The 26222-nt window shown below is 67.6% G+C and carries 28 protein-coding genes; 7 read left to right on the plus strand and 21 right to left on the minus strand.

Going from position 1 to position 26222, the window contains the following annotated elements; all coding sequences use genetic code 11:
- The first annotated feature begins 85 nt into the window (after nucleotides 1–85).
- Nucleotides 86–1129 carry an AraC family transcriptional regulator gene (locus HPS01S_RS10785; RefSeq protein WP_066155296.1) on the plus strand — a complete coding sequence of 348 codons (1044 nt, stop codon included), beginning with the start codon at nucleotides 86–88 and terminating at the stop codon, nucleotides 1127–1129.
- A 66-nt stretch (nucleotides 1130–1195) separates the two neighbouring features.
- Here the strand turns inward: HPS01S_RS10785 and HPS01S_RS10790 are convergent, their stop codons facing one another.
- Nucleotides 1196–2107, minus strand: a complete 912-nt coding sequence (locus HPS01S_RS10790) for a bifunctional GNAT family N-acetyltransferase/nucleoside diphosphate kinase regulator (protein ID WP_066155443.1) — start codon at nucleotides 2105–2107, stop codon at nucleotides 1196–1198.
- A gap of 715 nt (nucleotides 2108–2822) precedes the next feature.
- Here HPS01S_RS10790 and HPS01S_RS10795 point away from each other — a divergent pair.
- Together HPS01S_RS10795 and HPS01S_RS10800 are read left to right on the plus strand one after the other, a co-directional pair.
- On the plus strand, nucleotides 2823–3317 hold the full coding sequence (locus HPS01S_RS10795) for a DUF1499 domain-containing protein (protein WP_066155299.1): 495 nt from the start codon (nucleotides 2823–2825) through the stop codon (nucleotides 3315–3317).
- Nucleotides 3318–3509: 192 nt separating this feature from the next.
- Nucleotides 3510–3974 (plus strand): DUF2846 domain-containing protein, encoded by a 465-nt coding sequence (locus HPS01S_RS10800; protein ID WP_066155301.1) that lies wholly within the window; start codon nucleotides 3510–3512, stop codon nucleotides 3972–3974.
- A gap of 46 nt (nucleotides 3975–4020) precedes the next feature.
- Here HPS01S_RS10800 and HPS01S_RS22010 read toward each other — a convergent pair whose 3' ends face one another.
- From HPS01S_RS22010 to HPS01S_RS10820, 4 genes are read right to left on the minus strand one after another with little or no spacing between them, the layout of a single operon-like run.
- Entirely contained in the window at nucleotides 4021–4911 is an 891-nt protein-coding gene (locus HPS01S_RS22010; protein ID WP_066155303.1) for a hypothetical protein, read from the minus strand.
- A gap of 9 nt (nucleotides 4912–4920) precedes the next feature.
- Nucleotides 4921–5583 carry an HAD family hydrolase gene (locus HPS01S_RS10810; protein ID WP_066155306.1) on the minus strand — a complete coding sequence of 221 codons (663 nt, stop codon included), beginning with the start codon at nucleotides 5581–5583 and terminating at the stop codon, nucleotides 4921–4923.
- On the minus strand, nucleotides 5583–5981 hold the full coding sequence (locus tag HPS01S_RS10815; protein ID WP_066155308.1) for a YchJ family protein: 399 nt from the start codon (nucleotides 5979–5981) through the stop codon (nucleotides 5583–5585). Before HPS01S_RS10815 ends, HPS01S_RS10810 begins: the two co-directional genes overlap by 1 nt.
- Nucleotides 5978–6409, minus strand: coding sequence for a rhodanese-like domain-containing protein (locus tag HPS01S_RS10820; protein WP_066155311.1), 432 nt, complete (start codon nucleotides 6407–6409; stop codon nucleotides 5978–5980). The genes HPS01S_RS10815 and HPS01S_RS10820 overlap by 4 nt, the downstream gene beginning before the upstream one ends.
- Before the next feature lie 101 nt (nucleotides 6410–6510).
- On the opposite strand from HPS01S_RS10820, the gene HPS01S_RS10825 reads away from it, so the two are divergent.
- Nucleotides 6511–7218 carry a glutathione S-transferase N-terminal domain-containing protein gene (locus HPS01S_RS10825; RefSeq protein ID WP_066155314.1) on the plus strand — a complete coding sequence of 236 codons (708 nt, stop codon included), beginning with the start codon at nucleotides 6511–6513 and terminating at the stop codon, nucleotides 7216–7218.
- A 30-nt stretch (nucleotides 7219–7248) separates the two neighbouring features.
- On the opposite strand, the gene HPS01S_RS10830 is transcribed toward HPS01S_RS10825, so the two are convergent.
- From HPS01S_RS10830 to HPS01S_RS10875, 10 genes are all read right to left on the minus strand, one after another.
- The gene (locus HPS01S_RS10830; protein ID WP_066155317.1) at nucleotides 7249–8709 is read right to left on the minus strand and encodes a TrkH family potassium uptake protein; all 1461 of its coding nucleotides are present in this window, start codon (nucleotides 8707–8709) and stop codon (nucleotides 7249–7251) included.
- A 4-nt stretch (nucleotides 8710–8713) separates the two neighbouring features.
- On the minus strand, nucleotides 8714–10105 hold the full coding sequence (gene trkA / locus HPS01S_RS10835) for a Trk system potassium transporter TrkA (protein WP_066155320.1): 1392 nt from the start codon (nucleotides 10103–10105) through the stop codon (nucleotides 8714–8716).
- Between the two features lie 39 nt (nucleotides 10106–10144).
- A complete protein-coding gene (locus HPS01S_RS10840; protein WP_066155323.1) occupies nucleotides 10145–11272 on the minus strand; it encodes an acyl-CoA dehydrogenase family protein in 1128 nt (375 codons plus the stop codon).
- Between the two features lie 25 nt (nucleotides 11273–11297).
- Nucleotides 11298–11966, minus strand: coding sequence for an SDR family oxidoreductase (locus HPS01S_RS10845; protein ID WP_066155325.1), 669 nt, complete (start codon nucleotides 11964–11966; stop codon nucleotides 11298–11300).
- Nucleotides 11966–13156: an acetyl-CoA C-acyltransferase gene (locus HPS01S_RS10850; RefSeq protein ID WP_066155328.1), complete on the minus strand. Its 1191-nt coding sequence runs from the start codon at nucleotides 13154–13156 to the stop codon at nucleotides 11966–11968. The genes HPS01S_RS10845 and HPS01S_RS10850 overlap by 1 nt, the downstream gene beginning before the upstream one ends.
- A gap of 19 nt (nucleotides 13157–13175) precedes the next feature.
- Nucleotides 13176–15011: a bifunctional isocitrate dehydrogenase kinase/phosphatase gene (aceK, locus tag HPS01S_RS10855; protein ID WP_066155330.1), complete on the minus strand. Its 1836-nt coding sequence runs from the start codon at nucleotides 15009–15011 to the stop codon at nucleotides 13176–13178.
- 14 nt (nucleotides 15012–15025) lie between these two features.
- Nucleotides 15026–15682, minus strand: coding sequence for a carbonate dehydratase (gene can, locus HPS01S_RS10860; protein ID WP_066155334.1), 657 nt, complete (start codon nucleotides 15680–15682; stop codon nucleotides 15026–15028).
- A 51-nt stretch (nucleotides 15683–15733) separates the two neighbouring features.
- Entirely contained in the window at nucleotides 15734–16915 is a 1182-nt protein-coding gene (locus tag HPS01S_RS10865; protein ID WP_066155337.1) for an isovaleryl-CoA dehydrogenase, read from the minus strand.
- A gap of 35 nt (nucleotides 16916–16950) precedes the next feature.
- A complete protein-coding gene (locus tag HPS01S_RS10870; protein ID WP_066155340.1) occupies nucleotides 16951–17397 on the minus strand; it encodes a PaaI family thioesterase in 447 nt (148 codons plus the stop codon).
- A gap of 106 nt (nucleotides 17398–17503) precedes the next feature.
- Complete coding sequence (locus tag HPS01S_RS10875; protein WP_066155343.1) at nucleotides 17504–18100, minus strand: TetR/AcrR family transcriptional regulator; 597 nt, start codon at nucleotides 18098–18100, stop codon at nucleotides 17504–17506.
- 65 nt (nucleotides 18101–18165) lie between these two features.
- On the opposite strand from HPS01S_RS10875, the gene HPS01S_RS10880 reads away from it, so the two are divergent.
- Nucleotides 18166–18618, plus strand: coding sequence for a VOC family protein (locus HPS01S_RS10880; protein WP_066155345.1), 453 nt, complete (start codon nucleotides 18166–18168; stop codon nucleotides 18616–18618).
- On the opposite strand, the gene HPS01S_RS10885 is transcribed toward HPS01S_RS10880, so the two are convergent.
- Both HPS01S_RS10885 and HPS01S_RS10890 read right to left on the minus strand, forming a co-directional pair.
- The gene (locus HPS01S_RS10885; RefSeq protein ID WP_066155348.1) at nucleotides 18608–18967 is read right to left on the minus strand and encodes a DUF1304 domain-containing protein; all 360 of its coding nucleotides are present in this window, start codon (nucleotides 18965–18967) and stop codon (nucleotides 18608–18610) included. The two genes, HPS01S_RS10880 and HPS01S_RS10885, sit on opposite strands and share 11 nt — an antisense overlap.
- Before the next feature lie 34 nt (nucleotides 18968–19001).
- Nucleotides 19002–19409, minus strand: a complete 408-nt coding sequence (locus HPS01S_RS10890; protein WP_066155351.1) for a MerR family transcriptional regulator — start codon at nucleotides 19407–19409, stop codon at nucleotides 19002–19004.
- A 118-nt stretch (nucleotides 19410–19527) separates the two neighbouring features.
- Between HPS01S_RS10890 and HPS01S_RS10895 the strand changes: the two genes are divergently transcribed.
- Together HPS01S_RS10895 and HPS01S_RS10900 are read left to right on the plus strand one after the other, a co-directional pair.
- A complete protein-coding gene (locus HPS01S_RS10895) occupies nucleotides 19528–20616 on the plus strand; it encodes an MBL fold metallo-hydrolase (protein ID WP_066155354.1) in 1089 nt (362 codons plus the stop codon).
- A 66-nt stretch (nucleotides 20617–20682) separates the two neighbouring features.
- On the plus strand, nucleotides 20683–21798 hold the full coding sequence (locus HPS01S_RS10900) for an HPP family protein (protein WP_307173716.1): 1116 nt from the start codon (nucleotides 20683–20685) through the stop codon (nucleotides 21796–21798).
- A gap of 9 nt (nucleotides 21799–21807) precedes the next feature.
- On the opposite strand, the gene HPS01S_RS10905 is transcribed toward HPS01S_RS10900, so the two are convergent.
- The 4 genes from HPS01S_RS10905 to glyS are packed head-to-tail and all read right to left on the minus strand — an operon-like array spanning nucleotide 21808 to nucleotide 26214.
- The gene (locus tag HPS01S_RS10905; protein ID WP_066155359.1) at nucleotides 21808–22701 is read right to left on the minus strand and encodes a M48 family metallopeptidase; all 894 of its coding nucleotides are present in this window, start codon (nucleotides 22699–22701) and stop codon (nucleotides 21808–21810) included.
- Nucleotides 22702–22709: 8 nt separating this feature from the next.
- The gene (locus HPS01S_RS10910) at nucleotides 22710–23459 is read right to left on the minus strand and encodes a lysophospholipid acyltransferase family protein (RefSeq protein ID WP_084397267.1); all 750 of its coding nucleotides are present in this window, start codon (nucleotides 23457–23459) and stop codon (nucleotides 22710–22712) included.
- Nucleotides 23460–23472: 13 nt separating this feature from the next.
- Nucleotides 23473–24051 carry a D-glycero-beta-D-manno-heptose 1,7-bisphosphate 7-phosphatase gene (gene gmhB / locus HPS01S_RS10915; RefSeq protein WP_066155362.1) on the minus strand — a complete coding sequence of 193 codons (579 nt, stop codon included), beginning with the start codon at nucleotides 24049–24051 and terminating at the stop codon, nucleotides 23473–23475.
- A 42-nt stretch (nucleotides 24052–24093) separates the two neighbouring features.
- The gene (gene glyS, locus HPS01S_RS10920; RefSeq protein WP_066155365.1) at nucleotides 24094–26214 is read right to left on the minus strand and encodes a glycine--tRNA ligase subunit beta; all 2121 of its coding nucleotides are present in this window, start codon (nucleotides 26212–26214) and stop codon (nucleotides 24094–24096) included.
- Nucleotides 26215–26222 lie beyond the last annotated feature (8 nt).

A 26222-nucleotide genomic window follows, 5' to 3' on the forward strand; every position in this document is an offset into this window, starting at 1 on the left:
TCCGGTCACCAGCATAGCGGCCTGCCCCGGTTTCGGGGCGGGCAAACAGGTTACAAATCGCGCCATACGTGGCAGACTCCCGGCAATGCCCGTCCCGCGCCCGAACGCCCACGCCCGTAACACTGTCGTCGCGGCCACCCCGATGGCCTTTGTGCAGGCGATTGCACGCGCCTATGCGCTGCGGCAGCTGGCACCCGACGCCGCGCTCGCCGCCGCACAAATCGCGCCAGCCGATCTGGACCGGCCCGGCGCCCGCATCACCGCCCTGCAGATGGAGTGGCTCTCGGCCGCCGCCATGCAGGAGCTCGACGACGAAGGTCTGGGCTGGTTCGCGCGCCCCCTGCCCTGGGGCAGCTACGGCATGCTCGCCCGCGCCTCGCTGTCGGCCCCAACGCTGGGCGTGGCGCTCAAGCGCTGGTGCCGCCACCACGGCCTGCTCACGCGCGACATCACGCTCGCCGTCCAGACCGAGGGCGACGAGGCCCGCATCGTGCTCGGCGAACACCGCCCGCCCGGCGGCGACGGTTCGCTGCGCGAGTTCTGCTTCGTCTCGGTGCTGCGCAACATCCACGGCCTGGCCTGCTGGTTCGTGGACTCGCGCATCCCGCTGCTGGGCGCCTGCTTCCCCTTCGCCGCACCGCCACACGCCCAGGCCTACCGCGTGTTGTTCGACGGCCCCACGCGCTTCGACGCGGAAGACACGGCGATCCGCTTCGATGCCCGCTACCTGGCCCTGCCCATCAAGCGCGACGAGGCCGCGATGAACCAGATGCTGCAGCGCGCGCTGCCGATCCAGGTGCGCCCCTACCGGCGCGACCGCCTGCTGGTGCAGCGCGTGCGGCAGGTGCTGCTGAACCAGCCCCAGGACGCCCACAACGCCGACGACCTGGCCGCCCTGCTCCACACCTCGGCGCGCACCCTGCACCGGCAACTGAAGGAAGAAGGCGCCACGCTGCAGGCCCTGAAAGACGAGGTGCGGCGCGAGCGCGCGATGGCGCTGCTGCAGCGCACGAATCGCCCCATCAAGCAGATTGCCGCGGCGACCGGCTTCCTGAACGAAAAGAGCTTCATCCGCGCGTTCAAAACCTGGACCGGGATGGCACCGGGCGAGTGGAGGGCCATGCGGTGAAGCACGACCGTGGCAGGCGCCACAGCGGCTCAGACGCGATCCGCAGCGAATGCACTCCGTGCCGACCTACAGGTGGTAGTGGCCCGCAGCCTCCGGCTGATACAGCACCTTGCCAATGCGGATGTGGCAAGTCCGGTTCGGCATCCGCCAATTGAAGGCATCGCCTTCCTTGTAGCCCAGGATCGCGGTGCCGATACCGGAGAACACCGACAGCTTCCCTGCGTGATCGTCTGCATCTTCCGGGTATACCAGCACAACCTCCCGCTCTTCGTCATCCACCTTCAGCAAGGCCCTTGAGTTCATCGTGACAACGTCCTCCGCCACCTCCCTGGGATCGACGACGACGGCGCGCTCGATTTCGTGCTCCAGCTCGAAAATCTCCGACCCTGGCTCGAGGTCGACCAAGCTCCTGAGACGGGCCTTGTCGACCTCGGTGATGTGAATGTCGGCGACATGAACCGCAGGACTTTCCCGCAACAGCCTGAGATAGCGCGCCGATTCCATGACCAGCGACTTGATCGTTGGCGTTTCGCTGTGCAGCACGAAGCCACTTCGCAGGAAAGCGTTCAATGATCTGACGTTGTCCGGGTGGATATTGGCGATGAGCCTCTCGGCCCGCATCTCGAAGAAGGCGAGCTTCATGCCTTCTCGGATCGCGCTCGCGCCAAGCTTGCGCCCCCAGTTGTCGCGGTTCCCAATGACCAGGACCATCTCGCAGTTCGACCCCGTCTTGACCAGACGCACAAAGCCCACCGGCACGTCGTGCTGGTCGCAGGCCATGAAGAACCGCCCGCCCTGGTTGAACAAATGGGTCAGGATGGGCAACTGAACCCGACCGAGAACCTGCTCGATCATTCGGGAGACGTTGCGCGAATCGCTCAAGTAGCGAGTGACCGCCTCATCCTCCAGCCAGTCCGTCAGCGTCAGCGCGTTGGAGCGCGTGATCTCGGGGCAAAGGGCAATGAAAGGTGTGTTCATCTCGACAGCGCCTGCGAGCACCCTGCTGTGGCAGTTGGCGTTGTCGGGCGGCGGCCAAAGACTGTGGTGGTGAACATTCATAAAACTCCTATTTGACAAAGATGGTTCAGCACCGAACGTCAAGGAACGGGCATCAAGGAACCACGGAGGGGCGAGCAAGCGTCGTCACGTGCAAGAACACAACGTGCTGAGAAAGCACGTCTACGACGCGAAGAGGGAAAGCGCGAGATCTGGATGTGCCGGACCGCATGCGGTCGACCACTGTCTCGCTTCAGATGAGCCCGGCGATAGGGATGATGCGCTGCGAGTAACGCGTATCGCCGGGCTTAGGAGTCTGCGGCCGTCAAGCAGACTCTGGGCCGTTCCGGGTGGAACAGCGCTGCACCACCCCGCTTCGACGCCACACAGGGTGCGAATGTCATTGGAATGGAGTGCGACAACAACGCCATGGCTCGACTATAGGGCGATGCCAGGAAGCCTGTCAAACCCGGCCCGCCCCCGCTGCCGCCGAATGGGTTCAGCTGAGGGCTCCCGTTCAGATCATCAGCCGACGAGGTTGACACCCCGGGGCTACGCACACCCCCCGGCGCGGGGGATCCTGCGCAACACCGTGGATCGGTCACCGCTTTGGCCACCGAAAGGCGAGCCTGTGCGCTCTGACATCACGTCCAATAGCCACGCGCCACAATAGGCGACGCCTCACCCGGAGACCCTGATGGCACTGCTCAAATGGACCTTGTGCGCCTTGCTGGTAGCGGCCACCACTCTTGTGCTGGCCGGGCAGCTCGGGCTGCTCGGCGGTCGCATGCCTGACGACCTCGGTGTGAAAGACGGCCGGCTCAAACCACCCTCTGCCACTGAAAACAGCGTCAGCAGCCAGGCCGGCCTCTACCCCGACCACCCCATGCGCGCCTACGCCGAGATTGCGCCGCTGCCGCTCCAAGGCGACGGCCCCGCCACCCTCGCCCGCCTCCGGCAGCTGCTGCAGGACATGCCGGGCGTGACGATCGTTGAGGACGGAGGCGACGGCTACCTCTACGCCCAGTGCACCACGCGCTGGATGAAATTCGTCGACGACCTCGAACTCTGGGTCGACCCGGTCCAGCAGGTGGTGCAGGTGCGCTCGGCCTCGCGCGTGGGGCGCAAGGACTTCGGGGTGAACCGGGAGCGGGTGGAGACGTTGCGGGCGGGGTTGGCCGCATTGAACTGAGAGCCCCGGCACCACCGGCTGCCGACCTTCAGAGTCTTTTCAAAGCGAATCGCAATTCAGCGCGGTCGACTTTCCCTCCCCCTCGATCGGAAGCAACCGATTCCAGTTTTTTGACCGAATACACTGCACGCGCGCAACCAATCGAATGGGCGTGCACCTTCCCTATTCACAAGCCATCGCAACAAAAATTCAATGAAGATTACATCTATCGCTGTCATCGCCGCCGCCCTGCTCATGTCCGGATGCGCATCCGTGAACATGGCATCCAAGGAACAATCGGCGAAGGCCAAGGAGTTCAATCCGCCCAGCCCTGGGAATGCTGGCCTCTACATCTACAGAAACAGCTACATGGGCCGGGCACTCAAAAAAGACATCTGGGTGGACGACAAATGCATCGGAGAAAGCGCGCCAGACGTTTTCTTCTACACCGAGGTTGAGGGCGGTAAAACCCACCGAATCGACACGGAATCCGAGTTTTCTCCAAACAGCCTGGAACTCCTTTTTGAGTCAGGCAAGAACTACTTCATCAAGCAGTTCATCAAGATGGGCGCATTTGTTGGCGGAGCGGGGCTTGTGCAGGTTCAGGAAAGGCAAGGCATGACCGATGTGGTGGAACTGGACATGGCTCTTCCCGGAAACTGCAGCTCAACCAAATAGGTTGATCACCCACATCTGAACTCTAGGACATGGATTCCGCGCAGCGTCAGCGTCCCGCTGGCGCCCCATCCGCCGACGGCCCTGGAATCCCCCGCCCCTCCACCGTCGTCGGCGCCACCGGATGGGCGCTTGCCGACGGCCTGGCGGGCTGTACCGTCGGCGCCGCCGGAGCCGGAGCGGGTGGTGCGAGCGGCGAAGCCGTTGGCGCCGCAGCGGGTGCCGGCGCAGGCACCACCGCCTTGCCCAGCCCCAGCTGGCTCACCAGGCTCTGCAGCGCCGCGTCCACCTGCACTTTCAGCGATTCGCGCGCCGCAGCCGCCACGTCTTCATTGAGCCGCGGGCCGGTCAGCAGGGCCGGTGCGGGCACTCGCTGGGCGGTGTTCACCGTGGCCTCACCGAGCACCGCGCCGAAGGTGCTGGGCACCAGCAGGTCGGCGCGCAACGAGACGTGCGCGGCGGATTCGGTGTTCACCCGCACAATGCTGCGCTGGGCAATGCCCAGACCGTTGAACCCCTCCCGGGTGCCCCAGAGGCTGTCGCCCGAGGGTGCGGCCGAGAGCAGCAGCACGTGGTCGGTGGGGGTCTTGAGTTCCTTCAGCTCCTTGAGCGCTTCTTCGCGGCGGGTCGAGGTGATGGTGACGCGCTGCACGCTGGAGAAGCGCCCCGAGGCCTTGAGCAGTTCCACCGTGCTGTTCTCCAGCTGTTCCTTGAGGCCCCAGCCGGGCACGAAGGCCTCGCCGAATTCGTTGTTGAACGGCGTGGTGCCGCGCCAGGACAAGCGCAGCGTGGTGCCCACGGTGCTGATGACGGTGATGGAACGGCCCTGCAGCCGCGCCTGCACGCTGGGTTTGTCGACGGTGGCGCAACCCGCCAAGCCCAGGCTGGCCAGCGGCAGAGCGGAAGAACGGAGCAGGAGTTGTCGGCGGGTGATGGGCATGGCCTGTTTTTACCGCAGCGGGGCGAGGTGCTGCACCAGTTCGCCCATGTGCTGCATCACCCGAGCCACCGGCAGGCCGCCGAAGGCGCGGCCGTCGCCGTGCGGGCAGTAGCCCCAGACGGTGGCGCCCGCGGCGAGGCCCGCCTGCGCGCCGGTGGCGGTGTCTTCGATCACCAGGCAGCGCGCGGGGTCCACGCCCAGGTGCGCGGCCGCGGCGAGGTAGACGTCGGGGTGCGGCTTGGAGCGCGGCAGGTCGTGGCCGCTGAAGATGCGCTCCCCGAAGTACGGCGCCATGCCGGCCATGCCGATCTGCATCACCACCTTGGGCCGGTCGGCACCCGAAGCGCAGGCGATGCGGCCCGCCGTGTGGCCGTGCGCGGCGATGACCGCGTCCAGCGCGCCGGCGACGGCCTGCAACTCGGCCACCAGGCGCTCATTGCGGCGCGCGTAGAAGGCGCGCATCCACTCTTCGGTGAGCGGCTTTCCAGTCTCGGCTTCGATGAGCGCGCGCTGGTCGCGCACCGCGCGGCCGATGAAATGGTGTTCGCACTCGGCGGGTGTGAGCGCCCAGCCCGCCTCGTTGAGCATCTGGCGCAGCACGCCGTTGGTGATGGGCTCGCTGTCCACCAGCACGCCATCGCAGTCGAACAGGACCGCGTCAAACCGTTCCATCAATGCATGTCTCCGTCAACGTAGTACCAGCGCCCGCCCTCGCGCACGAAGCGGCTGGTTTCGTGCAGGCGCACGCCGCGCCCGCCCAGGCGCGAACGGGCGACGAACTCGACCTCGGCGTGCTCGGCATCGATCACGCGGTGCCGCTTCACCTCCAGCCCCAGCCATTTCTGCCCCGGCTCCAGCGTGAGCCCGGCGGGCCGGGTGCTGGCGTGCCAGCTGGCTTCCAGATAGCCCACCCGGCCGAGCACGAAGGCGCTGTAGCGCGAGCGCATCAGGCACTCGGCGTCGGGCGCAGGGGTGTCGTGGTCGAGGTAGCGGCCGCAGCATGCTTCGTAGGCCGTCGCGCGGCCGCGCGCATCGGTGCGGCCACAGGGGCATGCGGTGCCAACGCTCATCCGCGCGCCGCCTTGCTGGCCGCCTTGTGCGCTTCCAGTGTTTCCGTGGGCGCGCCCGCCTTCACCCAGGCGGTGAAGCCGCCGTCGATGTGCGCCACGTTGGTCATGCCCATGTCCTTGAGCGCCTTGGTGGCCAGCGCGCTGCGCCAGCCGGCGCCGCAGAACAGCACGAACTCCTTGCCCTCGTCGCCGAACACCGGCTTGAAATAGGGCGAGTCGGGGTCGACCCAGAACTCCAGCATGCCGCGCGGCGCGTGCACGCAGCCGGGCACCGTGCCTTCGCGCTCCAGCTCGCGCGGGTCGCGGATGTCGACGATCTGCAGCGTCGGGTCGCTGCCCATGCGGGCGCGCACCTGTTCGACGCTGTAGGTGGTGATCTGCGCGTTGGCTTCGTCGACGAGGGCGCGGAACCCTTTGGTGATCGGCATGGTGGTGTCTCCTGTCCGGTGGGTGGGCGAAAAGGCCATCGTAGCGCGCCCTGCAGGGCCGGCGCCAAGCTGCTAGGGTACGGGCCGCAAAGGAGATTGACATGACCGACCTGTCCGCTTTTCCCGTCACCCGCAAGTGGCCCGCAGAGCACCCCGACCGCCTGCAGCTCTACAGCCTGCCCACGCCCAACGGCGTGAAGGTCTCGATCATGCTGGAGGAATGTGGCCTGCCCTACGAGGTGCACCGCGTGAGCTTCGACACCAACGACCAGTTCACACCCGAGTTCCTGTCGCTCAACCCGAACAACAAGATCCCGGCGATCCTGGACCCGAACGGCCCCGGTGGCCAGCCGCTGGCGCTGTGGGAGTCGGGCGCGATCCTGGTCTACCTGGCCGAGAAGACAGGCAAGTTCCTGCCCGCCGACCCGGCGCGCCGCTACGAGACGCTGCAGTGGCTGATGTTCCAGATGGGCGGCGTCGGCCCGATGTTCGGCCAGGTGGGCTTCTTCACCGTCTTCGGTGGCAAGGACTACGAAGACAAGCGCCCGCGCGACCGCTACACCGGCGAATCGAAGCGCCTGCTGGGCGTGCTGAACCAGCGCCTGAAGGGCCGCAGCTGGATCATGGGCGACGAGTACACGGTTGCCGACATCGCCATCCTGCCCTGGGTGCGCAACCTGGTCGAGCGCTACAAGGCGGGCGACCTGGTGGGCTATGGCGAATTCACCGAGGTGCAGCGCGTGCTGGCTGCCTTCGTGGCCCGTCCCGCGGTGGAAAAAGGCCTGGCCATCCCCGCCGCACCGAACTGAGCGCCCGCGTTGAGGCCGGCGGCGCCGGTTTCAACGCCTCCAGAACGCGCCGGTGAAGAGCACGAGGAACGACAGCAGCTCCAGCCGCCCGAGCACCATCGCAAAGCTCAGCATGTTCAGCTGCAGGTCGCCCAGCACGCCGAAGTTGCTGGCCGGGCCGACCTGGCCCAGCCCCGGACCGATGTTGTTGACCGTGGCCACCACCGCGCTGAACGCGGTGACGATGTCCAGCCCGGTGAACAGCATCAGGAAAGTCAGACCCATGGTGGCGGCACCGTAGATCAGCATGTAGCCCAGCACGGACGTCATCACCGGCAGAGGCACCACCTGCCCGCCCAGCGTGACCGGGTTGACCACCCGCGGGTGGATGATGCGCACCAGCTCGCGCCGCGCCTGCTTGATCAGCAGGATCATGCGGACCATCTTGATGCCGCCGCCGGTGGAGCCGGCGCACGAGACGAAGGTGCCCAGGAAGATCAGCAGCACCGGCGCGAACACCGGCCACTGGGAAAAGTCGGTGGTGGCGTAGCCGGTGGTGGTGGCCATCGACACCACGTGGAAGGCGCTGTCGCGCAGCGCGTCCTCGAAACGGGTGTGCACGCCGTGCACCATCAGCAGCAGCGCCACCAGCAGGATGGCCACCAGCAGCACCGCCACGTAGGTGCGGATCTCGCGGTCGTGCGTCAGCGGGGTCAGCCTGCGGGTGCGCAGCACCACGAAGTAGCGCACGAAGCTGATGCCCGAGATGACCATGAAGAAGGTCGCCACCAGCTCCACCCGCAGCGAGTCGAAGTGGCCCAGGCTCGCGTCGTAAGACGAAAACCCGCCCAGACCCATGGTGGTGCACATGTGCATGAAGGCGTCGGCCCAGCCCATGCCGGCCCAGCGGTAGGCCAGCAGGCATGCGCCCGAGAACAGGAAGTACACGCCCCAGAGGCCGCGCGCCGTTTCGGCGATGCGCGGGGTGAATTTGGTGTCCTTCATCGGACCGGGCGTCTCGGCCTTGTAGAGCTGCATGCCGCCCAGGCCCAGCATGGGCAGCACCGCCACCACCAGCAGCATGATGCCCAGGCCGCCGATGAGCTGCAGGAAGCAGCGCCAGACATTGACCGACACCGGCAGCGCGTCCAGCCCCGACAGCGCGGTGGCACCGGTGGCGGTCAGTGCGCTCATGGCTTCGAAGTAGGCCTTGCTCCAGCTGATGTCGGGCACGGTGAACATCAGCGGCACCGCCGAGAAAGCGGGCAGCAGCAGCCAGACCATGTTGACGAGCAGAAAACCGTCGCGCGCCTGCAGTTCGCGCCGGTGGCTGCGCGTCAGGACCCAGAGCAGCCAGCCGCTGGCGGCGGCCAGCGCGAACGAACCCTCCCAGACGTAGCGGTACTGCTCGTGGTCCTCGCTCCAGGCCCAGGCCAGCGGCACCAGGAAGGCGAAGGCGAACGCCACCAGCACGCGCGAGAACACGTTGAGCGCGGGAAACAGCATGCGCATGGAATCAGCCGAAGAAGGTGGCGCCGACCTGGAACAGCTTCTCCACCTCGCGCACCAGGCGCTTGTGGGGAATGAAGATGATCACGTGGTCGCCGTCCTCGATGACGGTGTCGTGGTGCGGCATCAGCACCTCGGAGTCGCGGCCATCGCCGCGCACGATGGCGCCGAAGCGGGCGCCCTGCGGCAACCGGATTTCGTCGATCCGGCGGCCCACCAGCTTCGAGGTCTTGATGTCGCCGCGCGCCACGCCTTCGAGCGCCTCGGCCGCACCGCGGCGCAGGCTGTGCACCGCCGCCACGTCGCCACGCCGCAGGTGCGCCAGCAGCTCGCCGATCACCGTCTGCGAGGGCGAGATCGCGATGTCGATGGTGCTGCCCTGCATCATGTCGGCGTAGGCACGGCGGTTGATCAGCGACAGCACGCGGTTGGCGCCCAGCCGCTTGGCCAGCATGGCCGACATGATGTTGTCCTCGTCGTCGCTGGTCAGGGCCAGGAACATGTCCATGTCGCCGACGTTTTCTTCCTCCAGCAGGTCCTCGTCGGCCGCATCCCCGTTGAGGACCAGCATGTTCGAAGGCAACTGGCTGGCCAGGTACTCGCAGCGCTTGCGGTCGCTCTCGATGAGCTTGACCTCGCACTGTCCGACCAGGCTGCGCGCCAGCCGCAGCCCCACCTTGCCGCCGCCGGCGATCATCACGCGCTGAACCGGCTTGTCGATGTTGTGGATGGCGGCGAGCACCTGCCGGATCTTGCGCACGTCGGCCAGCACGAAGACCTCGTCGCCCGGCAGGATGCGGGTCGAGGGCGTGGCCTCCATCTCGGTGTCCAGGCGGTAGAGCGCGACGATGCGCATCTCCACATGAGGAATGCGATTGCGCATCTCGGCGATGGTGTGGCCCACCACCGCGCCACCGGCCGCCGCGCGCACCACCACCAGGGCCGCGCGGTTCTGCGAGAACTTGACCACCTGCAGCGCCTCGGGGTAACTGATGAGCAGGTGGATGTAGCGCATGACCGATTCTTCGGGGCAGATCACGTTGTCCACCGCGAAACCGCCCTTGCCCAGCAGCTCGTCGCCCTCGATGAATTCGGGCGAACGCAGGCGGGCGATGGTGGTGGGCACGTTGAACACGTCGTGCGCCACCTTGCAGACCACGAGGTTGGACTCGTCGGCCGCGGCGCAGGCGATCACCATGTCGGCATCGCGCGCGCCGGCCTCGGCCAGCACCGAAGGCTGGATGCCGTTGCCCACCACGCCGCGCAGGTCCAGCTTCTCTTCCAGCAGCCGCAACCGGGCGGGGTCCTGGTCGATGACGGTGATGTCGTTCTGTTCGGACACCAGGCTCTCGGCCACGCTCTCGCCAACCCGGCCGGCGCCCAAAATGATGATCTTCATAGGGCTGGATCGTACCCCCGGGCCGGGGGTAGCCAGCGCTTACAGCGCTCGCTGAATGATGATCTTCTGCACGTCGCTTGTGCCTTCGTAGATCTGGCAGACGCGCACGTCGCGCCAGATGCGCTCGACCGGAAAGTCGTTCACGTAGCCGTAGCCGCCCAGGGTCTGGATCGCCGCGGAACACACCTGTTCGGCGGTCTCGCTGGCGAACAGCTTGGCCATGGCGGCTTCCTTCAGGCAGGGCCGGCCGGCGTCGCGCAGGGCGGCGGCGTGCCAGATCAGCTGGCGCGCGGCTTCGAGCTTCGTGGCGCACTCGGCGAGCCGGAAACCCACAGCCTGGTGGTTGAAGATGGCCGTGCCGAAGCTCTGGCGCTCCTTGGCGTAGGCGATGGCCACGTCCAATGCGCTGCGCGCCATGCCCACGCTCTGTGCCGCGATGCCGATGCGCCCGCCTTCCAGGGCCGACAGGGCGATCTTGTAGCCCTCGCCTTCCTGGCCGATCAGGTTCTGTGCTGGGATGCGGCAGTTGTCGAAGTTGATCTGCGCGGTGTCGCTGCTGTGCTGGCCGACCTTGTCTTCCAGCCGCGCCACCACGTAGCCCGGGTTGTCGGTCGGCACCATGAAGGCGCTCATGCCCTTCTTGCCCGCGCCCTTGTCGGTCACGGCGATGACCACCGCCGCCTGCCCGTTCTTGCCCGAGGTGATGAACTGCTTGACGCCGTTGATCACGTACTCGTCGCCCTCGCGCACCGCCGTGGTCCGCAGGCCGGAGGCGTCCGACCCCACGTGAGGCTCGGTCAGGCAGAAGGCGCCGAGGATGTCGCCGCGCGCCGCGGGCACCAGCCACTGCTGCTGCTGCGCGGGCGTGCCGTACTTCATCAGGATGGCGTTGTAGGGGCAGTTGGTCACGCTGATGGCGGTGCTGGTGCCGCCGTCGCCGGCCGCGATCTCTTCCAGCACCAGCGCGAGTGTCAGGTAGTCCAGCCCCGCGCCGCCCAGTTCCTCGGGCACACAGATGCCGTAGGCGCCGAGTTCGGCCAGGCCCTGGTGCACGTCTTTCGGGAAGTGGTGTTCCTTGTCCCACCGCGCGGCGTTGGGCCACAGCTCTTCCTGCGCAAAGCTGCGCACGGCGTCGCGGATCATTTCCTGGTCTTGGGTCAGCAGCATGTCTTGTCTCTTTGTGTGTGTCGGTTCACCACGAGCTGGCGCGGCGGCCGTCGTGATGGATGAGTTGTCCGTTGTCGTCCGGCGTCAGGCTGGCCAGCACGGTGCGCAGGCCGCGCACGCTGGCCTCGGCGCTCAGCGGCGCCGCACCGCCGCCCATGTCGGTCTGCACCCAGCCCGGGTCCAGTGCCACCAGGGTCGCCTTGGGGTAGTCGAAGCGCGCGCTGCTCACCGCCATGTTCAGCGCCGCCTTGCTCACGCGGTAGAGCCAGGCGCCGCTGCCGCTCACCGGACCGATCTGCGCCATGCGGCTGGACAGCGCGCCGAACACGCCGCCCGCCGCCTCCACCATGGGCATGACCTGCGGCAGCACCTGCATCAGGCCCAGCACATTGGTGTGCATGAGGTGGTCGAAGGCCTGCTGCGTGGGCGGCGAAGTGGCGTTGCCGCGGTCGATGACGCCGGCCACGTACAGCGCCACGTCGATCTCCTCGCCATCGAGCTGCCACGACAGGCCGCTCACGCTGGTGGGGTCGGCCACGTCCACACGCAGCGGCTCGGCGCCCAGACCGCGCAGGCGCGCCAGGCCCTCATCGTCGCGCGCCGTGGCGATCACGCGGTCACCGGCCGCGCGGTACTGGCGCACGAATTCGAGGCCGATGCCTCGCGAGGCGCCGACGACGAGGATGGTGGCCATCAGATCAGTTCAACGGCCATGGCGGTGGCTTCACCGCCGCCGATGCACAGCGTGGCGACGCCCTTCTTGCCGCCACGCGCCTGCAAGGCGTGCAGCAGCGTGACGAGAATGCGCGCGCCGGAAGCGCCGATGGGGTGACCCAGTGCGCAGGCGCCGCCGTTGACGTTCACCTTCTCGTGCGGGATCGCCAGTTCGGTCATCAGCGCCATCGGCACGACGGCGAAGGCTTCGTTGATTTCCCACAGGTCCACGTCGCCCACGCTCCAGCCGGTCTTGGCCAGCAGCTTCTGCGTCGCGCCCACGGGTGCGGTGGCGAACCAGTTGGGTTCCTGTGCGTGGGTGGCGTGCGCCACGATGCGCGCCAGCGGCTTCAGCCCCTGGGCCTGGGCGGTGGACTGACGCATCAGCACCAGGGCCGCGGCGCCGTCGTTGATGGACGACGACGAGGCGGCGGTGATGGTGCCGTCCTTCTTGAACGCGGGCTTGAGCGAAGGAATCTTGTCGAGCTTGACCTTGCCCGGGCCTTCGTCGACCGACACCATCCGCTCGCCGCTGCGGTCCTTGACCGTCACGGGGGCGATTTCCTTGGCGAAAGCGCTGCTCTCGGTGGCGGCCTTGGCGCGCGTCACCGAGGCGATGGCGAAGGCGTCCTGCTGCTCGCGCGTGAAGCTGTACTTGGCGGCACAGTCTTCGCCGAAGGTGCCCATGCTGCGACCGGGTTCGTAGGCGTCTTCCAGACCGTCGAGCATCATGTGGTCGTAGATCTTGTCGTGGCCCATGCGGTAGCCGCCGCGGCCCTTGAGCATCAGGTAGGGCGCGTTGGTCATGCTTTCCATGCCGCCCGCGACCATCACGGTGGCGCTGCCGGCCAGCAGCATGTCGTGCGCCAGCATGGTCGCCTTCATGCCCGAGCCGCACATCTTGGACAGCGTGACGGCGCCGGCCGACAGAGGCAGGCCGCCCTTGAGCGCGGCCTGCCGCGCGGGCGCCTGGCCCTGGCCGGCCATCAGGCAGTTGCCGAACAGCACCTCGTCGACCAGCTCGGCCTTCACACCGCTGCGTTCGACGGCGGCCTTGATGGCGACGCCGCCCAGGTCGTGGGCGGAGAGGCTGGCGAAGTCGCTCTGGAACGAGCCCATGGGGGTGCGGGCGGCGCCGACGATGACAACGGGATCGGTGGTGTGGCTCATGGGAATCTCCTTTGAAAAGTCAGTCTAGAAGTTCTTTGTGCGCCTGCGCGCGAAAGCGCCGGGCACGTTCGTAGGGAAACACGTCGTACACATGTCCGGCGGCGATGCGTTCCTTGTGCGCCTGCCAGAAGGCGGCGTCCAGCAGGTCGGCGTGGTGCTTCATGAAGTCTTCGCGCACCATCGGGTTGCCCAGCAGGAACGGTGCGAAGGTCTCGGGGAACACGTCGTGCGGTCCGACCGAATACCAGACCTCGCCGGACATCTCGTCCTCTTCGTTGCGCGGTGGCGGCACGCGGCGGAAATTGCAGTCGGTGATGTATTCGATCTCGTCGTAGTCGTAGAACACCACCTTGCCGTGGCGCGTGATGCCAAAGTTCTTCCACAGCATGTCGCCCGGGAAGATGTTGGCCGCCACCAAATCCTTGATGGCGTTGCCGTACTCGACCACGGCTTTGGTGATCTGTCCGCGCGCGCGCCGCAGCGATGTGTCGTCCACATCGGGCGTCTGCAGGGTGTCGAAGGCTTCCTGCAAATAGATGTTCAGCGGGATCATGCGCCGCTCGATGTAGCAGTGCTTGAGGATGACCTCGGTGGTGCCGTCGCCGTCGCGGTCGCTGATCTCCAGCTGGCTGGGCGCGAATTTCTGGATCTCGGCGATCAGCTCGTCGGTGAAGCGGGCACGCGGAAACCCCACCTCGGAGAACTCCAGCGTGTCGGCCATGCGGCCCACGCGGTCGTGCTGTTTCACCAGCAGGTACTTGCCGCGGATCTGTTCGCGCGTGGTGTCCTTGGGCGCGGGGTAGAAGTCCTTGATGAGCTTGAACACGAAGGGGAAGCTCGGCAGGTCGAACACCAGCATGACCATGCCCTTGATGCCGGGCGCGATGCGGAACTTGTCGGTGCTGTGGCGCATGTGCGCCAGGAAGTCGCGGTAGAACAGGGTCTTGCCCTGCTTGGCCAGGCCGAGTGCGTTGTAGAACTCGGCGCGCGGCTTGCGTGGCATCAGGCTGCGCAGGAACTGCACGTAGGCGCTGGGCACCTCCATGTCGACCATGAAGTAGGCCCGCGCGAAGCTGAACAGCATCAGCAGGTCGTCCTCGCCGAACAGCGCGGCGTCGATCACCAGGCGGCCGTTCTCGTTGTGCAGGATGGGCAGTGCGAACGGCACTTCCTGGAAGCCGTTGATGATCTTGCCGACCACGTAGGCGCCCTTGTTCCGGTAGAACAGCCCGGACAGCGCCTGGATCTGGAAGTTGGCGCGCAGCTTGTGGTGATCGAAGCGCTGGCGCATGGCTTCGAGCACCAGTCCGGCGTCGCGCCCCAGGTCGTCAAAGGGCACGCGCAGGTCGAAGTCCTCGACCATGCGGCGCACCTCGGCGCGCATGGTCTCGTGCGTCGGGTAGTAGCTGCGGTAGGTCGGCAGCGCCCTGGGTTCGTCGTTCTCGATGTACTCGGTGGACACCGCCGGCCGCACGAAGATGAAGTCGTTCTGGAAGTAGGCCCGCTTGAGGATCTTGGTGGTGACCGAGTTGAAGAAGGTCTCTGCCAGCTCGGGCTGGTGGTGGTTCACCAGCAGCCCGATGTAATGCAGCTTGACCTGCTCCCACACCGCCATGGGCTGCTGGTCGGCCTTGAACTCCTTGACCAGGCGCTGCAGACACTCGCGCACGCGCAGGTCGTAGAACTCGATGCGCTCGCGCTGGGCGCGTTGCTGGGCTGGCCAGTCGCGCGACTCGAAGCGGTGCTTGGCGCGGGCGGATTCGGCGCGGAACAGGCGGTAGTGGCGGTTGAACCCGTCCATCATCGCTTTCGCGATGTCATAGGCCACGGTCGAATCCAGCCGCTGGGGGAACATGGCCTGCGGGTGCCTCAGGTCTCGGCGCGCGGGTATCGCTTGAGCGCCGAGCGGAAGATGGGCATGACCTCGTCGCGGTGGCTCATGCTCACGCCCAGGTCCTTGACCAGCCCGTCCTTGAGGCCATAGCACCAGCCGTGCACCGACACGTTCTGGCCGCGCGCCCAGGCGTCCTGCAGCACGTTGGTCAGCGCCACGTTGCCGACCTGCTCGATCACGTTCATCTCGCACAGCACGTCTTCCTGCACCGCCATGGGCAGATGGTCCAGGCGCTTGCGGTGGCGCATCTTCACGTCGTGCACATGGCGCAGCCAGTTGTCGGCCAGGCCCACGCGTGCACCCTTGAGCGTGGCCAGCACGCCGCCGCAGCCGTAGTGGCCCACGACCAGGATGTGCTCGACCTTCAGGAACTCGACCGCGAACTGGATCACCGACAGCGCGTTCAGGTCCGAATGCACCACCACGTTGGCCACGTTGCGGTGCACGAAGACCTCGCCCGGCTCCAGACCCGTGATCTGGTTGGCCGGCACGCGGCTGTCGGAACAACCGATCCACAGGTACTTGGGGTTTTGCTGCTGCGCCAGCTTCTGGAAATAGCCGGGGCGCTCCAGTTCGGTCTGGGCAGCCCAGCGGCGGTTGTTCTCGATGAGGGTCTGGATGGATGTGCTCATGCGGCGATGTTACCTAGGCGACACGCGCAGCGGCAAAGCGTGGGGCCACATTCACATGGTCTCGGCGAACAGCTCACGCCCGATCAGCATGCGGCGGATCTCCGACGTGCCGGCGCCGATCTCGTACAGCTTGGCGTCGCGCCACAGGCGACCCAGCGGGTACTCGTTGATGTAGCCGTTGCCGCCGTAGATCTGCACGCCCTCGCCGGCCATCCAGGTCGCCTTCTCGGCGGTCCAGAGGATGACCGAGGCGCAGTCCTTGCGCACCTGGCGCACGTGCTCGGTGCCCAGCAGGTCGAGGTTCTTGGCGACCGTGTAGGCGAAGCTGCGCGCAGCCTGCAGCACGGTGTACATGTCGGCCACCTTGCCCTGGATCAGCTGGAACTCGCCGATGCTCTGGCCAAACTGCTTGCGGTCGTGGATGTAGGGGATCACGTTGTCCATGACCGCCTGCATGATGCCCAGCGGCCCGCCGGTCAGCACGGCGCGCTCGTAGTCCAGGCCGCTCATCAGCACCTTGGCGCCCATGTTCAGGCCACCCAGGATGTTCTCGGCTGGCACCTCGACGTCCTGGAACACCAGCTCGCCGGTGTGGCTGCCGCGCATGCCCAGCTTGTCGAGCTTCTGCGCGATGGAAAAGCCCTTCATGCCCTTCTCGATCAGGAAGGCGGTCACACCGCGCGCGCCCATCTCGGGCTCGGTCTTGGCGTAGACCACCAGCGTGTCGGCGTCGGGGCCGTTGGTGATCCACATCTTGCTGCCGTTGAGCAGGTAGTAGCCGCCCTTGTCCTCGGCCTTGAGCTTCATGCTGATCACGTCCGAGCCGGCGCCCGGCTCGCTCATGGCCAGCGCACCCACGTGTTCGCCGCTGATCAGCTTGGGCAGGTACTTGGCCTTCTGCGCGTCGCTGCCGTTGCGGTTGATCTGGTTCACGCACAGGTTGCTGTGCGCGCCGTAGGACAGGCCCACCGAGGCGCTGGCGCGGCTGATTTCTTCCATGGCCACCATGTGGGCCAGGTAGCCCATGTTGGCGCCACCGTACTGCTCGGGCACGGTGATGCCCAGCACGCCCAGCTCGCCCATCTTGCGCCAGCAGTCCATGGGGAACTGGTCGCTGCGGTCGATCTCGGCGGCACGCGGGGCAATCTCGGCCTGCGCGAAGTCGCGCACCGCGTCGCGCAGGGCGTCGATGTCTTCACCGAGCTGGAAGTTGAGGCCGGGCAGGTTGGTCATGGGGGTCTCCGTGGGGCGTTGAATGCGTTGAGGGGTCAGTAGGTCTTGGGCACCGGCACCAGGGTCTGCTGCATCACGGCACAGTCGGTCCGCTGACCGTCGGGGGCCACGTGCACCACCTCGGCGGTGGTGACGATGATGCGTTTGCCGCCGCGCACGACGCGGCCGGTGGCCTGCAGCTCGCCGCCCTGGAAGGCCGCGAGGAAGTTGATCTTGTATTCAACGGTGGTGACTTCCATGCCCTCGGGCGCCACGGTCAGCGCGGCATAGCCACCGGCGATGTCGGCCAGCGCGCCCATGGCGCCGCCGTGGAAACCGCCCTGCTGCTGCGTCACGCGGTCGGAGTACGGCAGGGCCAGCGTCACCATGCCCGGCGCCACGGCCAGCAGCCGGACGCCCAGCTGCCGCATCATGCCCTGGCGGTCCAGACTGGTCTGCACGCGCTGGCGCAGGGCTTCGTGGTCGGGTGTTGTCTCGCTCATGGTTTTGATTTACGTTTACGTAAACGTCAATTATGACCGACACCACCGGAAGGCGGCAAGCCCGCAGGGACCCGTGTGGGCGGGACAACCGTTTTTGGACCGTCGATCAGCCCCGGGCCAGGCCGGTGAAGAGCCGCCGGAATGCCTCGCGGTACGGGCCGGGGGCCTCACCCTGAGCCATGGCCAACGCCGCGCGGTCGAAGGCGGCGGAGAGCAGCACGGTCAGCTCGTGCAGCGGCACCGGTTCACGGGCCGGGCCGAGCAGTTGGGCCAGGCCCTCCTTCAGTGCCTGCGAGCCGGCCCGCTCGCTCAGCGCCATCAGCTGCGCAGGCGACAGCACGGAGGGCGCTTCCAGTAAGAGCAGCCGGGCGCGGCCCGGTTGACCCATCGAGGAGAAGTAGGCCTCCGCCCCCGCCAGCAGCGCGTCGACAGGGCGGTCGTGGTGGGCCGAACCTCGGGCCACATCGTCGGCGACCTCCTGCGCCAGGCGCTCGGCGACCGCGAGGAACAGCGCCGTCTTGTCGGCAAAGTGGTGGTACAGCGCCCCCCGGGTGAGTCCGGCGGCGGCCACGATCTCCGGCGTGCCCGTGGCGGCGTAGCCGCGGCCCAGGAACAGTTCGCGCGCCGCCGCCATCAGGGCCGCACGGGTGGCATCGGTGCGCTCGACCTGCGAGCGACGAACGGCAACGGCAGTTCTTTGCATACATGCAGCCTGTATGTTAAATTGAAGATACATGCAGATTGTATGTATTCAACCGGAGCACCGCCATGAAGATCACCCAGTACTACCCCGTCCTCATGACCGATCGCGTCGAACCGACGGCGCAGTTCTATGAACGGCATTTCCGTTTTGCGCGCCAGTTCAGCAGCGACTGGTACGTGCACCTGCAGTCGACCGACGACCCCGCAGTCAATCTCGCCATCCTCGACGGCGACCACGGCAGCATCCCGGCGGGCGCGCGGGGCGGCCGGGCCGGCGGGCTGCTGCTGAACTTCGAGGTGGCCGATGTCGATGCCGAGTACGCCCGCGTGCAGTCCGAGGGCCTTGATGTGCAACTGAGCTTGCGGGACGAGGCCTTCGGGCAGCGCCACTTCATCGTGCGCGACCCCAACGGGGTGTTGATCGACGTGATCCAGCCCATACCGCCGAGCGCCGAGTTCCTGGCGCAGTACGCCGACGGCGCTGCGGCAGCCCCGCAGGTGTCCGCCCTCAGCGGCTGAACCAGAGCGCCAGCAGGCCCAGCGCCGCCGGCACGGCCTGGACGAACAGGATCTTGCGGCTGGAGGTGGCGGCGCCGTACAGGCCGGCCACCAGGATGCAGGCGAGGAAGAAGACCTTCACGCCGAAACCCTCGTCGCCCAGCCACAGCCCCCAGAACAGGCCGGCGGCCAGAAAGCCGTTGTACAGGCCCTGGTTGGCCGCCAGCACCTTGCTCGCGGCCGAGAACTCCGGCGTCAGACCAAAGGCCTTGCGGCCCTTGGGCGTGTCCCAGAGGAACATCTCCAGCACCAGGATGTAGACATGGATCAGCGCCAGCAGGGCGATGATGATCGTGGCGACAAGGCTCATGGAGCGACTCCGGCAGCAGAAGAAGCCGCCGAGTCTAGGCCTTGTCGGCCTTCTCCACCTTGGCCAGCAGCGCGCGGGCTTCCTTCTCGTGCACCTTGACCTCGTCGAGGTTGGCCATCAGGTCGGCCAGTTGCTCTTCGAGCTGGCGCTTGTGGTCGGCCAGCACGGTGAGGAATTTGCGCAGCTGCGGCCCGGTGTCGCGCGGGCTGTCGTACATGTCGATGATGTCCTTGGCCTCGGTGAGCGAGAGCCCCAGGCGCTTGGCGCGCAGCGTGAGCTTCAGCCGCGTGCGGTCGCGCGAGCTGTACACGCGGTTGCGCCCACCCGGCCCTTCGCGCTGCGGCTGGATCAACCCCATGTCCTCGTAAAAGCGGATGGCGCGCGTGGTCAGATCGAACTCGCGCGCGAGGTCGCTGATGGAATAGGTCGGGTTGGTCGCCATGGTGCTCACAGGGGGTGTCGGCTTTCGGACAGCGGCGACGGGGATCGCTCCCTAGAATGCGTCGCATCTTGACGTTTACGTCAACGTCAGTTTAACGGAAGCTTTTCAGGAAACACCCGTGACCCCACCCTCCAGGGACGCGCTCGAAGCCCGTCTGCACTACCCGCTGGGCGATGCCCTGCCCCCGTCCGGCGGCGCCATCGGCGTGGCGCCCGGCGTGAAGTGGGTCCGCATGACCCTGCCCTTTGCGCTGGACCACATCAACCTCTGGCTGCTGCGCGACCGGCTGGACGGCCGCGAGGGCTGGACGGTGGTGGACACCTGCATCGCACGCGACGAGGCGAAGGCGCAGTGGGAGCAGATCTTCGAGCACGAGCTCGACGGCCTGCCGGTGCTGCGCGTGATCGTCACCCACATGCACCCGGACCACATCGGGCTGGCGCAGTGGCTGTGCGAGCGCTGGAGCACCGCCGAGCACGACTGCCGTTTGTGGATCAGCGGCATGGACTACCACATGGCCCGCATCGGCTCGCGCAGCACCACCGGCTTCGGCGGCGACGGCGCCGCCGCCTTCTTTCGCGCCAACGGCCTGCTCGACGCCGACGCCCTGGAGAAGATCCGCGCCCGCGCCGGCTACTACCCCGGCCTGGTGCCCGGCGTGCCCGCGCAGTTCCGGCGCCTGATGGACGGGCAGGTGGTGGACATCGGCGGTCACGGCTGGCGCTGCATCGCCGGCTACGGCCACGCGCCCGAACACATGGCGCTGCATTGCGAGGCGCTCGGCGTGCTGATCAGCGGCGACATGGTGCTGCCGCGCATCAGCACCAACGTGAGCGTCTACGACGTCGAACCCGAGAGCGACCCGCTGGCGCTGTTCCTCGACTCGCTGCAGCGCTACCTGCCCCTGCCCCACGACACGCTGGTGCTGCCCTCGCACGGCAAACCCTTCACCGGTCTGCACGAGCGCATCCGGCAGCTGCAGGAGCACCACGACGAGCGGCTGGCCGAGGTGATGGCCGCCTGCACCGAACGCCCGCACAGCGCCTGGGAGATGATCCCGGTGCTGTTCCCCCGGCCGCTGGACCTGCACCAGAGCACCTTTGCGCTGGGCGAATCGGTGGCCCACCTGCACCGGCTCTGGTTCCAGGGAGGGCTGCAACGCCGCACCGGCGACGATGGCGTACACCGCTTCCAGCCAAGGGATTGAACGGGGCATGCCCGCTGCGCCGGGCCCGGTTCCTACAATGACGCCCCCAGTCAAGAGAACCGTCCCGTGCACCCCATCCTGTCCCGGCTCCGATCCCTTGTCCCTGCTCCGCTGACTGTTGGCCGACGCGAGATGCTGCTGGGCTGCCTGGGGGCTGGCCTGGGCCTGTGCGTCACCGAATGGCTCAGCCTGCACACCCTGGGCACCACCGATCCCTGGTTTCTCGCCCCCATGGGGGCCTCGGCCGTGCTGCTGTTCGCGGTGCCCGCCAGCCCGCTGGCACAGCCCTGGTCCATCCTCGGCGGCAACACCGTCTCCGCTCTGGTGGGCGTGAGCTGCGCCCTGCTGCTCGGTCACACGGGGCTGGCCGCCAGCGCGGCGGGGGCGCTGGCCATCGCGGCCATGTTCGCGCTGCGCTGCCTGCACCCGCCGGGCGGCGCGGTGGCAGTGACGGCCGTGCTGGGCGGGCAGGCGGTGACGCACCTGGGCTACCAGTTCGCGCTTTCGCCGGTGGCACTCAACTCGGGCCTGCTGATGCTGGCGGCCCTGCTGTTCAACCACTTCACGCACCGGCGCCATCCTCACCCAGCCCCGGGCCCCTCCCACCACACCCGCGACCCGCTGCCCAGCCGCCGGCTGGGCTTCACCCACGACGACCTGACCCGCGCGCTGGCCAGCCAGGGCGAGCTGCTGGACATCCGGCCGGAGGACCTGGAAGACATCCTGGTGCAGGCCCAGCTGCTCGCAAGCCAGCGCCAGTGGGGCGAGGTGCGGTGCCGCGACATCATGTCCCGCGACGTGGTGCACATCGGCCCGCGCGACTCGGTGGACGAGGCCTGGGCCCGGCTGGCGTACCACAAGATCAAGGCACTGCCGGTGGTCGAGGCGGACGGCACGCTGTGCGGCATCGTCTCGCTGCACGACTTCTTCATCGGCCACAGCGCGCCCGACCCGCGCCGCCAGCCGGTCATGAGCACCGCCCGCTATGTCGAGGAGATCATGACCCGCGAGGTGCGATCGGCGCGGCCGGAACAGCCCATCGGCGACCTGGCCGGCCTGTTCTCCGACGGCGGCCTGCACCACATGCCGGTGGTCGATGGCGCACAGCGGGTGGTCGGCATGATCACGCAGTCCGACGTGGTGGCCGCGCTGTTCCGCAGCCGCCCGGGCGCTGACGCCTGAGCCGGGCGCTCAGTCGCCCAGCGGCACCGCCACGCGCCTGAGCGCCTGGCGACGGTCCAGGTGGTCGGGCATCACGCTGGCCACCACGTCCCAGAACTGGGGGCTGTGGTCCATGTGGCGCAGGTGGCTCAGCTCGTGCACCACCACGTAGTCGATCATCTCGGGCTTGAGGTGGATCAGCCGCCAGTTCAGGCGGATGGTGCCGTCGGCGCTGGCGCTGCCCCAGCGGGTGCCGGCGCTGGACAGCCGCAGCTTGCTGTACGACACACCCAGCTGCGGCGCAAAACGCTGCAGGCTTTCGCTGAACACCTGCTGCGCCTGCCGCATCAGCCAGGCCTGTGCGGCGTCCCGGATCTGGACTTCGGTCGCGGTGCGGGCCAGCCCCAGGCGCAGCACCGGCAGGGCGTCCCCGTCGCCCGGCTCCAGCGCCGCACCGGCGGAAGCGAACACATGGGCCGAGTCCAGCACCAGGCGCACGCGCTGCCCCAGGAAGTCGAACTCCGCGCCGTCGGACCAGACCGTCCTCGCGCGCTCCAGCGCCCCGGCGCGCTCGCGCGAGGCGCGCAGCTTGTCGAGCACCCAGCCCGATTTTTCCTGGATGAAGGCCTCGACCTCACCGACCGTGGTCCAGCGCGGCGCCCGCACGCTCAGCCCCTCCGGCCCGACCGACAGGCCGATGGTGCGGCGCTTGCCGCGCTTGAATTCGTAGCCCACCTCGCAACCGGCGAGCCGCACGCGGCGGTTGGCGCGCGGGTGCTGCCAGGTCCCGGGCTGGAACACCGACGACATGGGCTCGGCCGGCGACGCGTCGTCGCGCGGCGACGGTGCCATCGTTTGCGGCGGCGGGACCACCGGATCGGGTCCGGTCAGGAAATCAAGCGCCAGCTGGACGAAGCGCTGCATGTCCCGTATCAGCCCTTGGCGTAGGCTTCAGGGTCGAGACGGTGCATCTCCGCCTCGATCCAGTTTTCCACTTCCAGCATCAGCTCGTCGGCCTCGCGGCCCTGGCTGGGGATCGGCTTGCCGATCGAGAACTCCACGGTGCCCGGCTTCTTGATGAAGGCCTTGCGCGGCCAGCACTTGGCCGAGGTCACGGCGATCGGGATCACCGGCGCACCGGTGCGGATCGCCAGCCGCGTGCCACCGGTCTTGTAGACCCCTTTTTCGCCACGGGCGATGCGGGTGCCCTCGGGGAACATGATCACCCAGGTGCCCTGGTCCAGCAGGCGCTGGCCTTGCTGCACCACCTTGACAAAGGCGCGTGCGCCGTCGGCGCGGTCGATGTGGATCATGTCCATGCGCGCCATGGCCCAGCCGAAGAAGGGCACCTTCAGCAGCTCCTTCTTGAACACGAAGGCCAGCGGGTGCGGCATCAGGGCCGCCATGCTGAAGGTCTCCCACAGCGACTGGTGCTTGACCAGCAGCACCGCCGGCGCCGTCGTGCCCACGGGCAGGTTTTCGTAGCCGATGACCTTGTTGCGGATGCCCAGGATCACCGTGCCCCCATCGACCGCCAGCTTGAGCCAGCGCGCGCACATCCAGTAGATCTGCGTGCTGTTGAGAAACGGGGCCGCGATGACCACCGCCAGCGCCCACGGCACCACGGTCACCACCATGAACAGCATGTGCAGCACCGAGCGCAGAAAATTGATCAGGATCATGTAGCAACCAAAGTCATGAAGTGGCCACCGGCTGCGCCAGCAGCCAGTCGGCAAAGGCACCCAGGTCGTCGTGCAGCAGGGTGCCGGAGGGCAGCCCCGGCACCAGCGCCGAGTCGGGCACACCGGCTTCCCGGCGCAGATGCCCCGACTGGCCGGTCATCAGCAAGTGGGTCGGACAGCCCGCCGCTGCCCCGGCTTGCACGTGGCGCAGCGCGTTGCCCGCCACCGGCACCTCGGCGGGTGGGATGCCGAAGCGCTCCGCCACCTGCTCGAACAGGCCGGGCTCGGGCTTGCGGCAGTGGCAGGCGTCTTCGGGCGCGTGGGGGCAGAAGAAGATCGCCTCGACCCGCGCCCCCACCGCGGCCAGCGCGCGGTGCATCTTGGCGTGGATGGCGTTGAGCGAAGCCATGTCGAACAGGCCGCGACCAATGCCCGACTGGTTGGTCGCCAGCACGACGCGCCAGCCCCCCTGGTTCAGCCGCGCCACGGCTTCAAGCGCGCCAGGCAGCGCCTCCCACTCGTCGGGCGAGGCCACGTGGTCGTCGCGGCTGCGGTTGAGCGTGCCGTCGCGGTCGAGGATCAGCAGTTTCATGCGAGCTTCCTTCGGTGTTCCGGGACGGCCAGATCGTACGGGTTACGCGGCAAGTCGGGACAGATCGGCGACGCGGTTCATGGCCTCGTGCAGCGACTTCAGCAGCCCCAGGCGGTTGGCCTTGAGCGCCGCATCGTCGGCATTGACCATCACACCGTCGAAGAAGGCGTCCACCGGCGTGCGCAGTGCGGCCAGCGCCTGCAGACTGGCGGTGTGGTCGCCCGCGTCGAACTTGGCGTTGGCGGCGGGCACGGTGGCCTGCATGGCGGCGTAAAGGTCTTTTTCAGCGGGCTCCACGAACAGCGCCGGGTTGACCGCAGCGCCCTCGCCTTCGGACTTCTTGAGGATGTTGCCGATGCGCTTGTTGGCCGCGGCCAGCGCAGGTGCCTCGGGCAGCGCGGCGAAGGCGCGCACCGCCTGCAGGCGCTGAGCCACGTCGGCCAGGCGCTGCGGGCGCAAGGCCAGCACGGCGTCGACTTCCTGGGCGCTGGCGCCCTGCTCACGCAGGCCACCGGCGAGTCGGTCGTAGATGAAGTCGGCCAGGGCTGGGGTGGCGTCGCCGATCTTGTCGCCGAAGGCCGGCACCGCCGCCGACAGCAGCGCGGTCAGCTCCAGCGGCAGGTCCTTCTCGACCAGCATGCGGATCACACCCAGCGCATGGCGGCGCAGCGCGAACGGGTCCTTGTCGCCGGTCGGCAGGTTGCCGATGCCGAACATGCCGACCAGGGTTTCCAGCTTGTCGGCCAGCGCCACCACCACGCCGGTCTGGTTGCGCGGCAGCTCGTCACCGGCGAAGCGCGGGCGGTAGTGGTCTTCGATGGCAAAGGCAATGTCGTCGCTCAGGCCATCGTGGCGCGCGTAGTAGCCACCCATGATGCCCTGCAGCTCGGGGAACTCGCCCACCATGTCGGTCACGAGGTCGGTCTTGGCCAGGCGCGCGGCCAGCAGCGAGCGCGCCGCCAGTTCGGGGCCACCCAGCTTCAGGCCGATGGTTTCGGCGATGGCACAGACACGCTCCATGCGCTCGCCCTGCGTGCCCAGCTTGTTGTGGTAGACCACCTTGGCCAGGGCCGGCACGCGGCTCTCCAGTGTCTTCTTGCGGTCCTGGTCGAAGAAGAACTTGGCGTCGGCCAGGCGCGGGCGCACCACGCGCTCGTTGCCGCCGATCACCGCGCTGGCGTCGTCGGGGCGGATGTTGCTGACCACCAGGAACTGGTTGGTCAGCTTGCCCTGCGCGTCCAGCAGCGGGAAGTACTTCTGGTTGGCCTTCATCGTGAGGATCAGGCACTCCTGTGGCACGTCGAGGAACTCCTTCTCGAACGAGCAGGTCAGCACGTTCGGGCGCTCGACCAGCGCCGTCACTTCGTCCAGCAGCGCGTCGTCGTCGATCGGCTGGCATCCGCCGCCGACCTTGGCGGCCGCAGCGGCCAGCTGTTTCTTGATTTCGGCCTTGCGCTCGGCGAACGAGGCGATCACCGCGCCGTCCCTGGCCAACGTCGCGGCGTAGGCGTCGGCATCGGCCAGCGGCACCGGATCGATGGCTGCTTCAAAGCGGTGGCCGTGCGTGCTGTTGCCCGCCGTCAGGCCCAGGGCCTTGACCGGCACCACGTCGGCGCCGTGCAGCGCCACCAGACCGTGCGCCGGGCGCACGAAGTTCACGCTGGACCAGCCGGGCAGTTCGCAATCCGTTTCGAGCTGGTAGCTCATGACCTTGGGAATCGGCAGCTTGGCGATGGCCTCGTGGAGCGCCTTCTGCAGGCCCTCGGCGAGCTCGACGCCGGGCTGCACGCTGTCGAAGAACAGGGCTTCGGCCTTGCCATCGGGTGCGCGCTTGAGGCCGGCCACGGCGGAGGCATCAGCCCCCAGACCAGCCAGCCGCTTGAGCAGGGCGGGCGTGGGCGCACCGCTGGCGTCCAGGCCGACGCTGACCGGCATCAGCTTCTGCGACACGGCCTTGTCGGCCGCTTTGGCGGCGACGCCGGTCACGTGCGCGGCCAGTCGGCGCGGCGAGGCGAACGGCGTGACCACCGCGTCGGCGGCGGTCAGGCCCTGGGCCTTGAGTTGGTCGGCCAGCACGCCGGCGAAAGCATCACCCAGCTTCTTGAGCGCCTTGGGCGGCAGCTCTTCCACAAACAGTTCGACGAGGAGGTTCTTCGTTGTCATTCTTGTTG

Source organism: Hydrogenophaga pseudoflava NBRC 102511, from assembly GCF_001592285.1.
Classification (GTDB): domain Bacteria; phylum Pseudomonadota; class Gammaproteobacteria; order Burkholderiales; family Burkholderiaceae_C; genus Hydrogenophaga; species Hydrogenophaga pseudoflava.

Coding starts and splice junctions, on each gene's coding strand:
- HPS01S_RS10785 (WP_066155296.1), top strand. CDS start 86: ATGCCCGTCCCGCGCCCGAACGCCCACGCCCGTAACACTGTCGTCGCG.
- HPS01S_RS10790 (WP_066155443.1), bottom strand. CDS start 2,107: ATGAACACACCTTTCATTGCCCTTTGCCCCGAGATCACGCGCTCCAAC.
- HPS01S_RS10795 (WP_066155299.1), top strand. CDS start 2,823: ATGGCACTGCTCAAATGGACCTTGTGCGCCTTGCTGGTAGCGGCCACC.
- HPS01S_RS10800 (WP_066155301.1), top strand. CDS start 3,510: ATGAAGATTACATCTATCGCTGTCATCGCCGCCGCCCTGCTCATGTCC.
- HPS01S_RS22010 (WP_066155303.1), bottom strand. CDS start 4,911: ATGCCCATCACCCGCCGACAACTCCTGCTCCGTTCTTCCGCTCTGCCG.
- HPS01S_RS10810 (WP_066155306.1), bottom strand. CDS start 5,583: ATGGAACGGTTTGACGCGGTCCTGTTCGACTGCGATGGCGTGCTGGTG.
- HPS01S_RS10815 (WP_066155308.1), bottom strand. CDS start 5,981: ATGAGCGTTGGCACCGCATGCCCCTGTGGCCGCACCGATGCGCGCGGC.
- HPS01S_RS10820 (WP_066155311.1), bottom strand. CDS start 6,409: ATGCCGATCACCAAAGGGTTCCGCGCCCTCGTCGACGAAGCCAACGCG.
- HPS01S_RS10825 (WP_066155314.1), top strand. CDS start 6,511: ATGACCGACCTGTCCGCTTTTCCCGTCACCCGCAAGTGGCCCGCAGAG.
- HPS01S_RS10830 (WP_066155317.1), bottom strand. CDS start 8,709: ATGCGCATGCTGTTTCCCGCGCTCAACGTGTTCTCGCGCGTGCTGGTG.
- trkA (WP_066155320.1), bottom strand. CDS start 10,105: ATGAAGATCATCATTTTGGGCGCCGGCCGGGTTGGCGAGAGCGTGGCC.
- HPS01S_RS10840 (WP_066155323.1), bottom strand. CDS start 11,272: ATGCTGCTGACCCAAGACCAGGAAATGATCCGCGACGCCGTGCGCAGC.
- HPS01S_RS10845 (WP_066155325.1), bottom strand. CDS start 11,966: ATGGCCACCATCCTCGTCGTCGGCGCCTCGCGAGGCATCGGCCTCGAA.
- HPS01S_RS10850 (WP_066155328.1), bottom strand. CDS start 13,156: ATGAGCCACACCACCGATCCCGTTGTCATCGTCGGCGCCGCCCGCACC.
- aceK (WP_066155330.1), bottom strand. CDS start 15,011: ATGTTCCCCCAGCGGCTGGATTCGACCGTGGCCTATGACATCGCGAAA.
- can (WP_066155334.1), bottom strand. CDS start 15,682: ATGAGCACATCCATCCAGACCCTCATCGAGAACAACCGCCGCTGGGCT.
- HPS01S_RS10865 (WP_066155337.1), bottom strand. CDS start 16,915: ATGACCAACCTGCCCGGCCTCAACTTCCAGCTCGGTGAAGACATCGAC.
- HPS01S_RS10870 (WP_066155340.1), bottom strand. CDS start 17,397: ATGAGCGAGACAACACCCGACCACGAAGCCCTGCGCCAGCGCGTGCAG.
- HPS01S_RS10875 (WP_066155343.1), bottom strand. CDS start 18,100: ATGCAAAGAACTGCCGTTGCCGTTCGTCGCTCGCAGGTCGAGCGCACC.
- HPS01S_RS10880 (WP_066155345.1), top strand. CDS start 18,166: ATGAAGATCACCCAGTACTACCCCGTCCTCATGACCGATCGCGTCGAA.
- HPS01S_RS10885 (WP_066155348.1), bottom strand. CDS start 18,967: ATGAGCCTTGTCGCCACGATCATCATCGCCCTGCTGGCGCTGATCCAT.
- HPS01S_RS10890 (WP_066155351.1), bottom strand. CDS start 19,409: ATGGCGACCAACCCGACCTATTCCATCAGCGACCTCGCGCGCGAGTTC.
- HPS01S_RS10905 (WP_066155359.1), bottom strand. CDS start 22,701: ATGCAGCGCTTCGTCCAGCTGGCGCTTGATTTCCTGACCGGACCCGAT.
- HPS01S_RS10910 (WP_084397267.1), bottom strand. CDS start 23,459: ATGATCCTGATCAATTTTCTGCGCTCGGTGCTGCACATGCTGTTCATG.
- gmhB (WP_066155362.1), bottom strand. CDS start 24,051: ATGAAACTGCTGATCCTCGACCGCGACGGCACGCTCAACCGCAGCCGC.
- glyS (WP_066155365.1), bottom strand. CDS start 26,214: ATGACAACGAAGAACCTCCTCGTCGAACTGTTTGTGGAAGAGCTGCCG.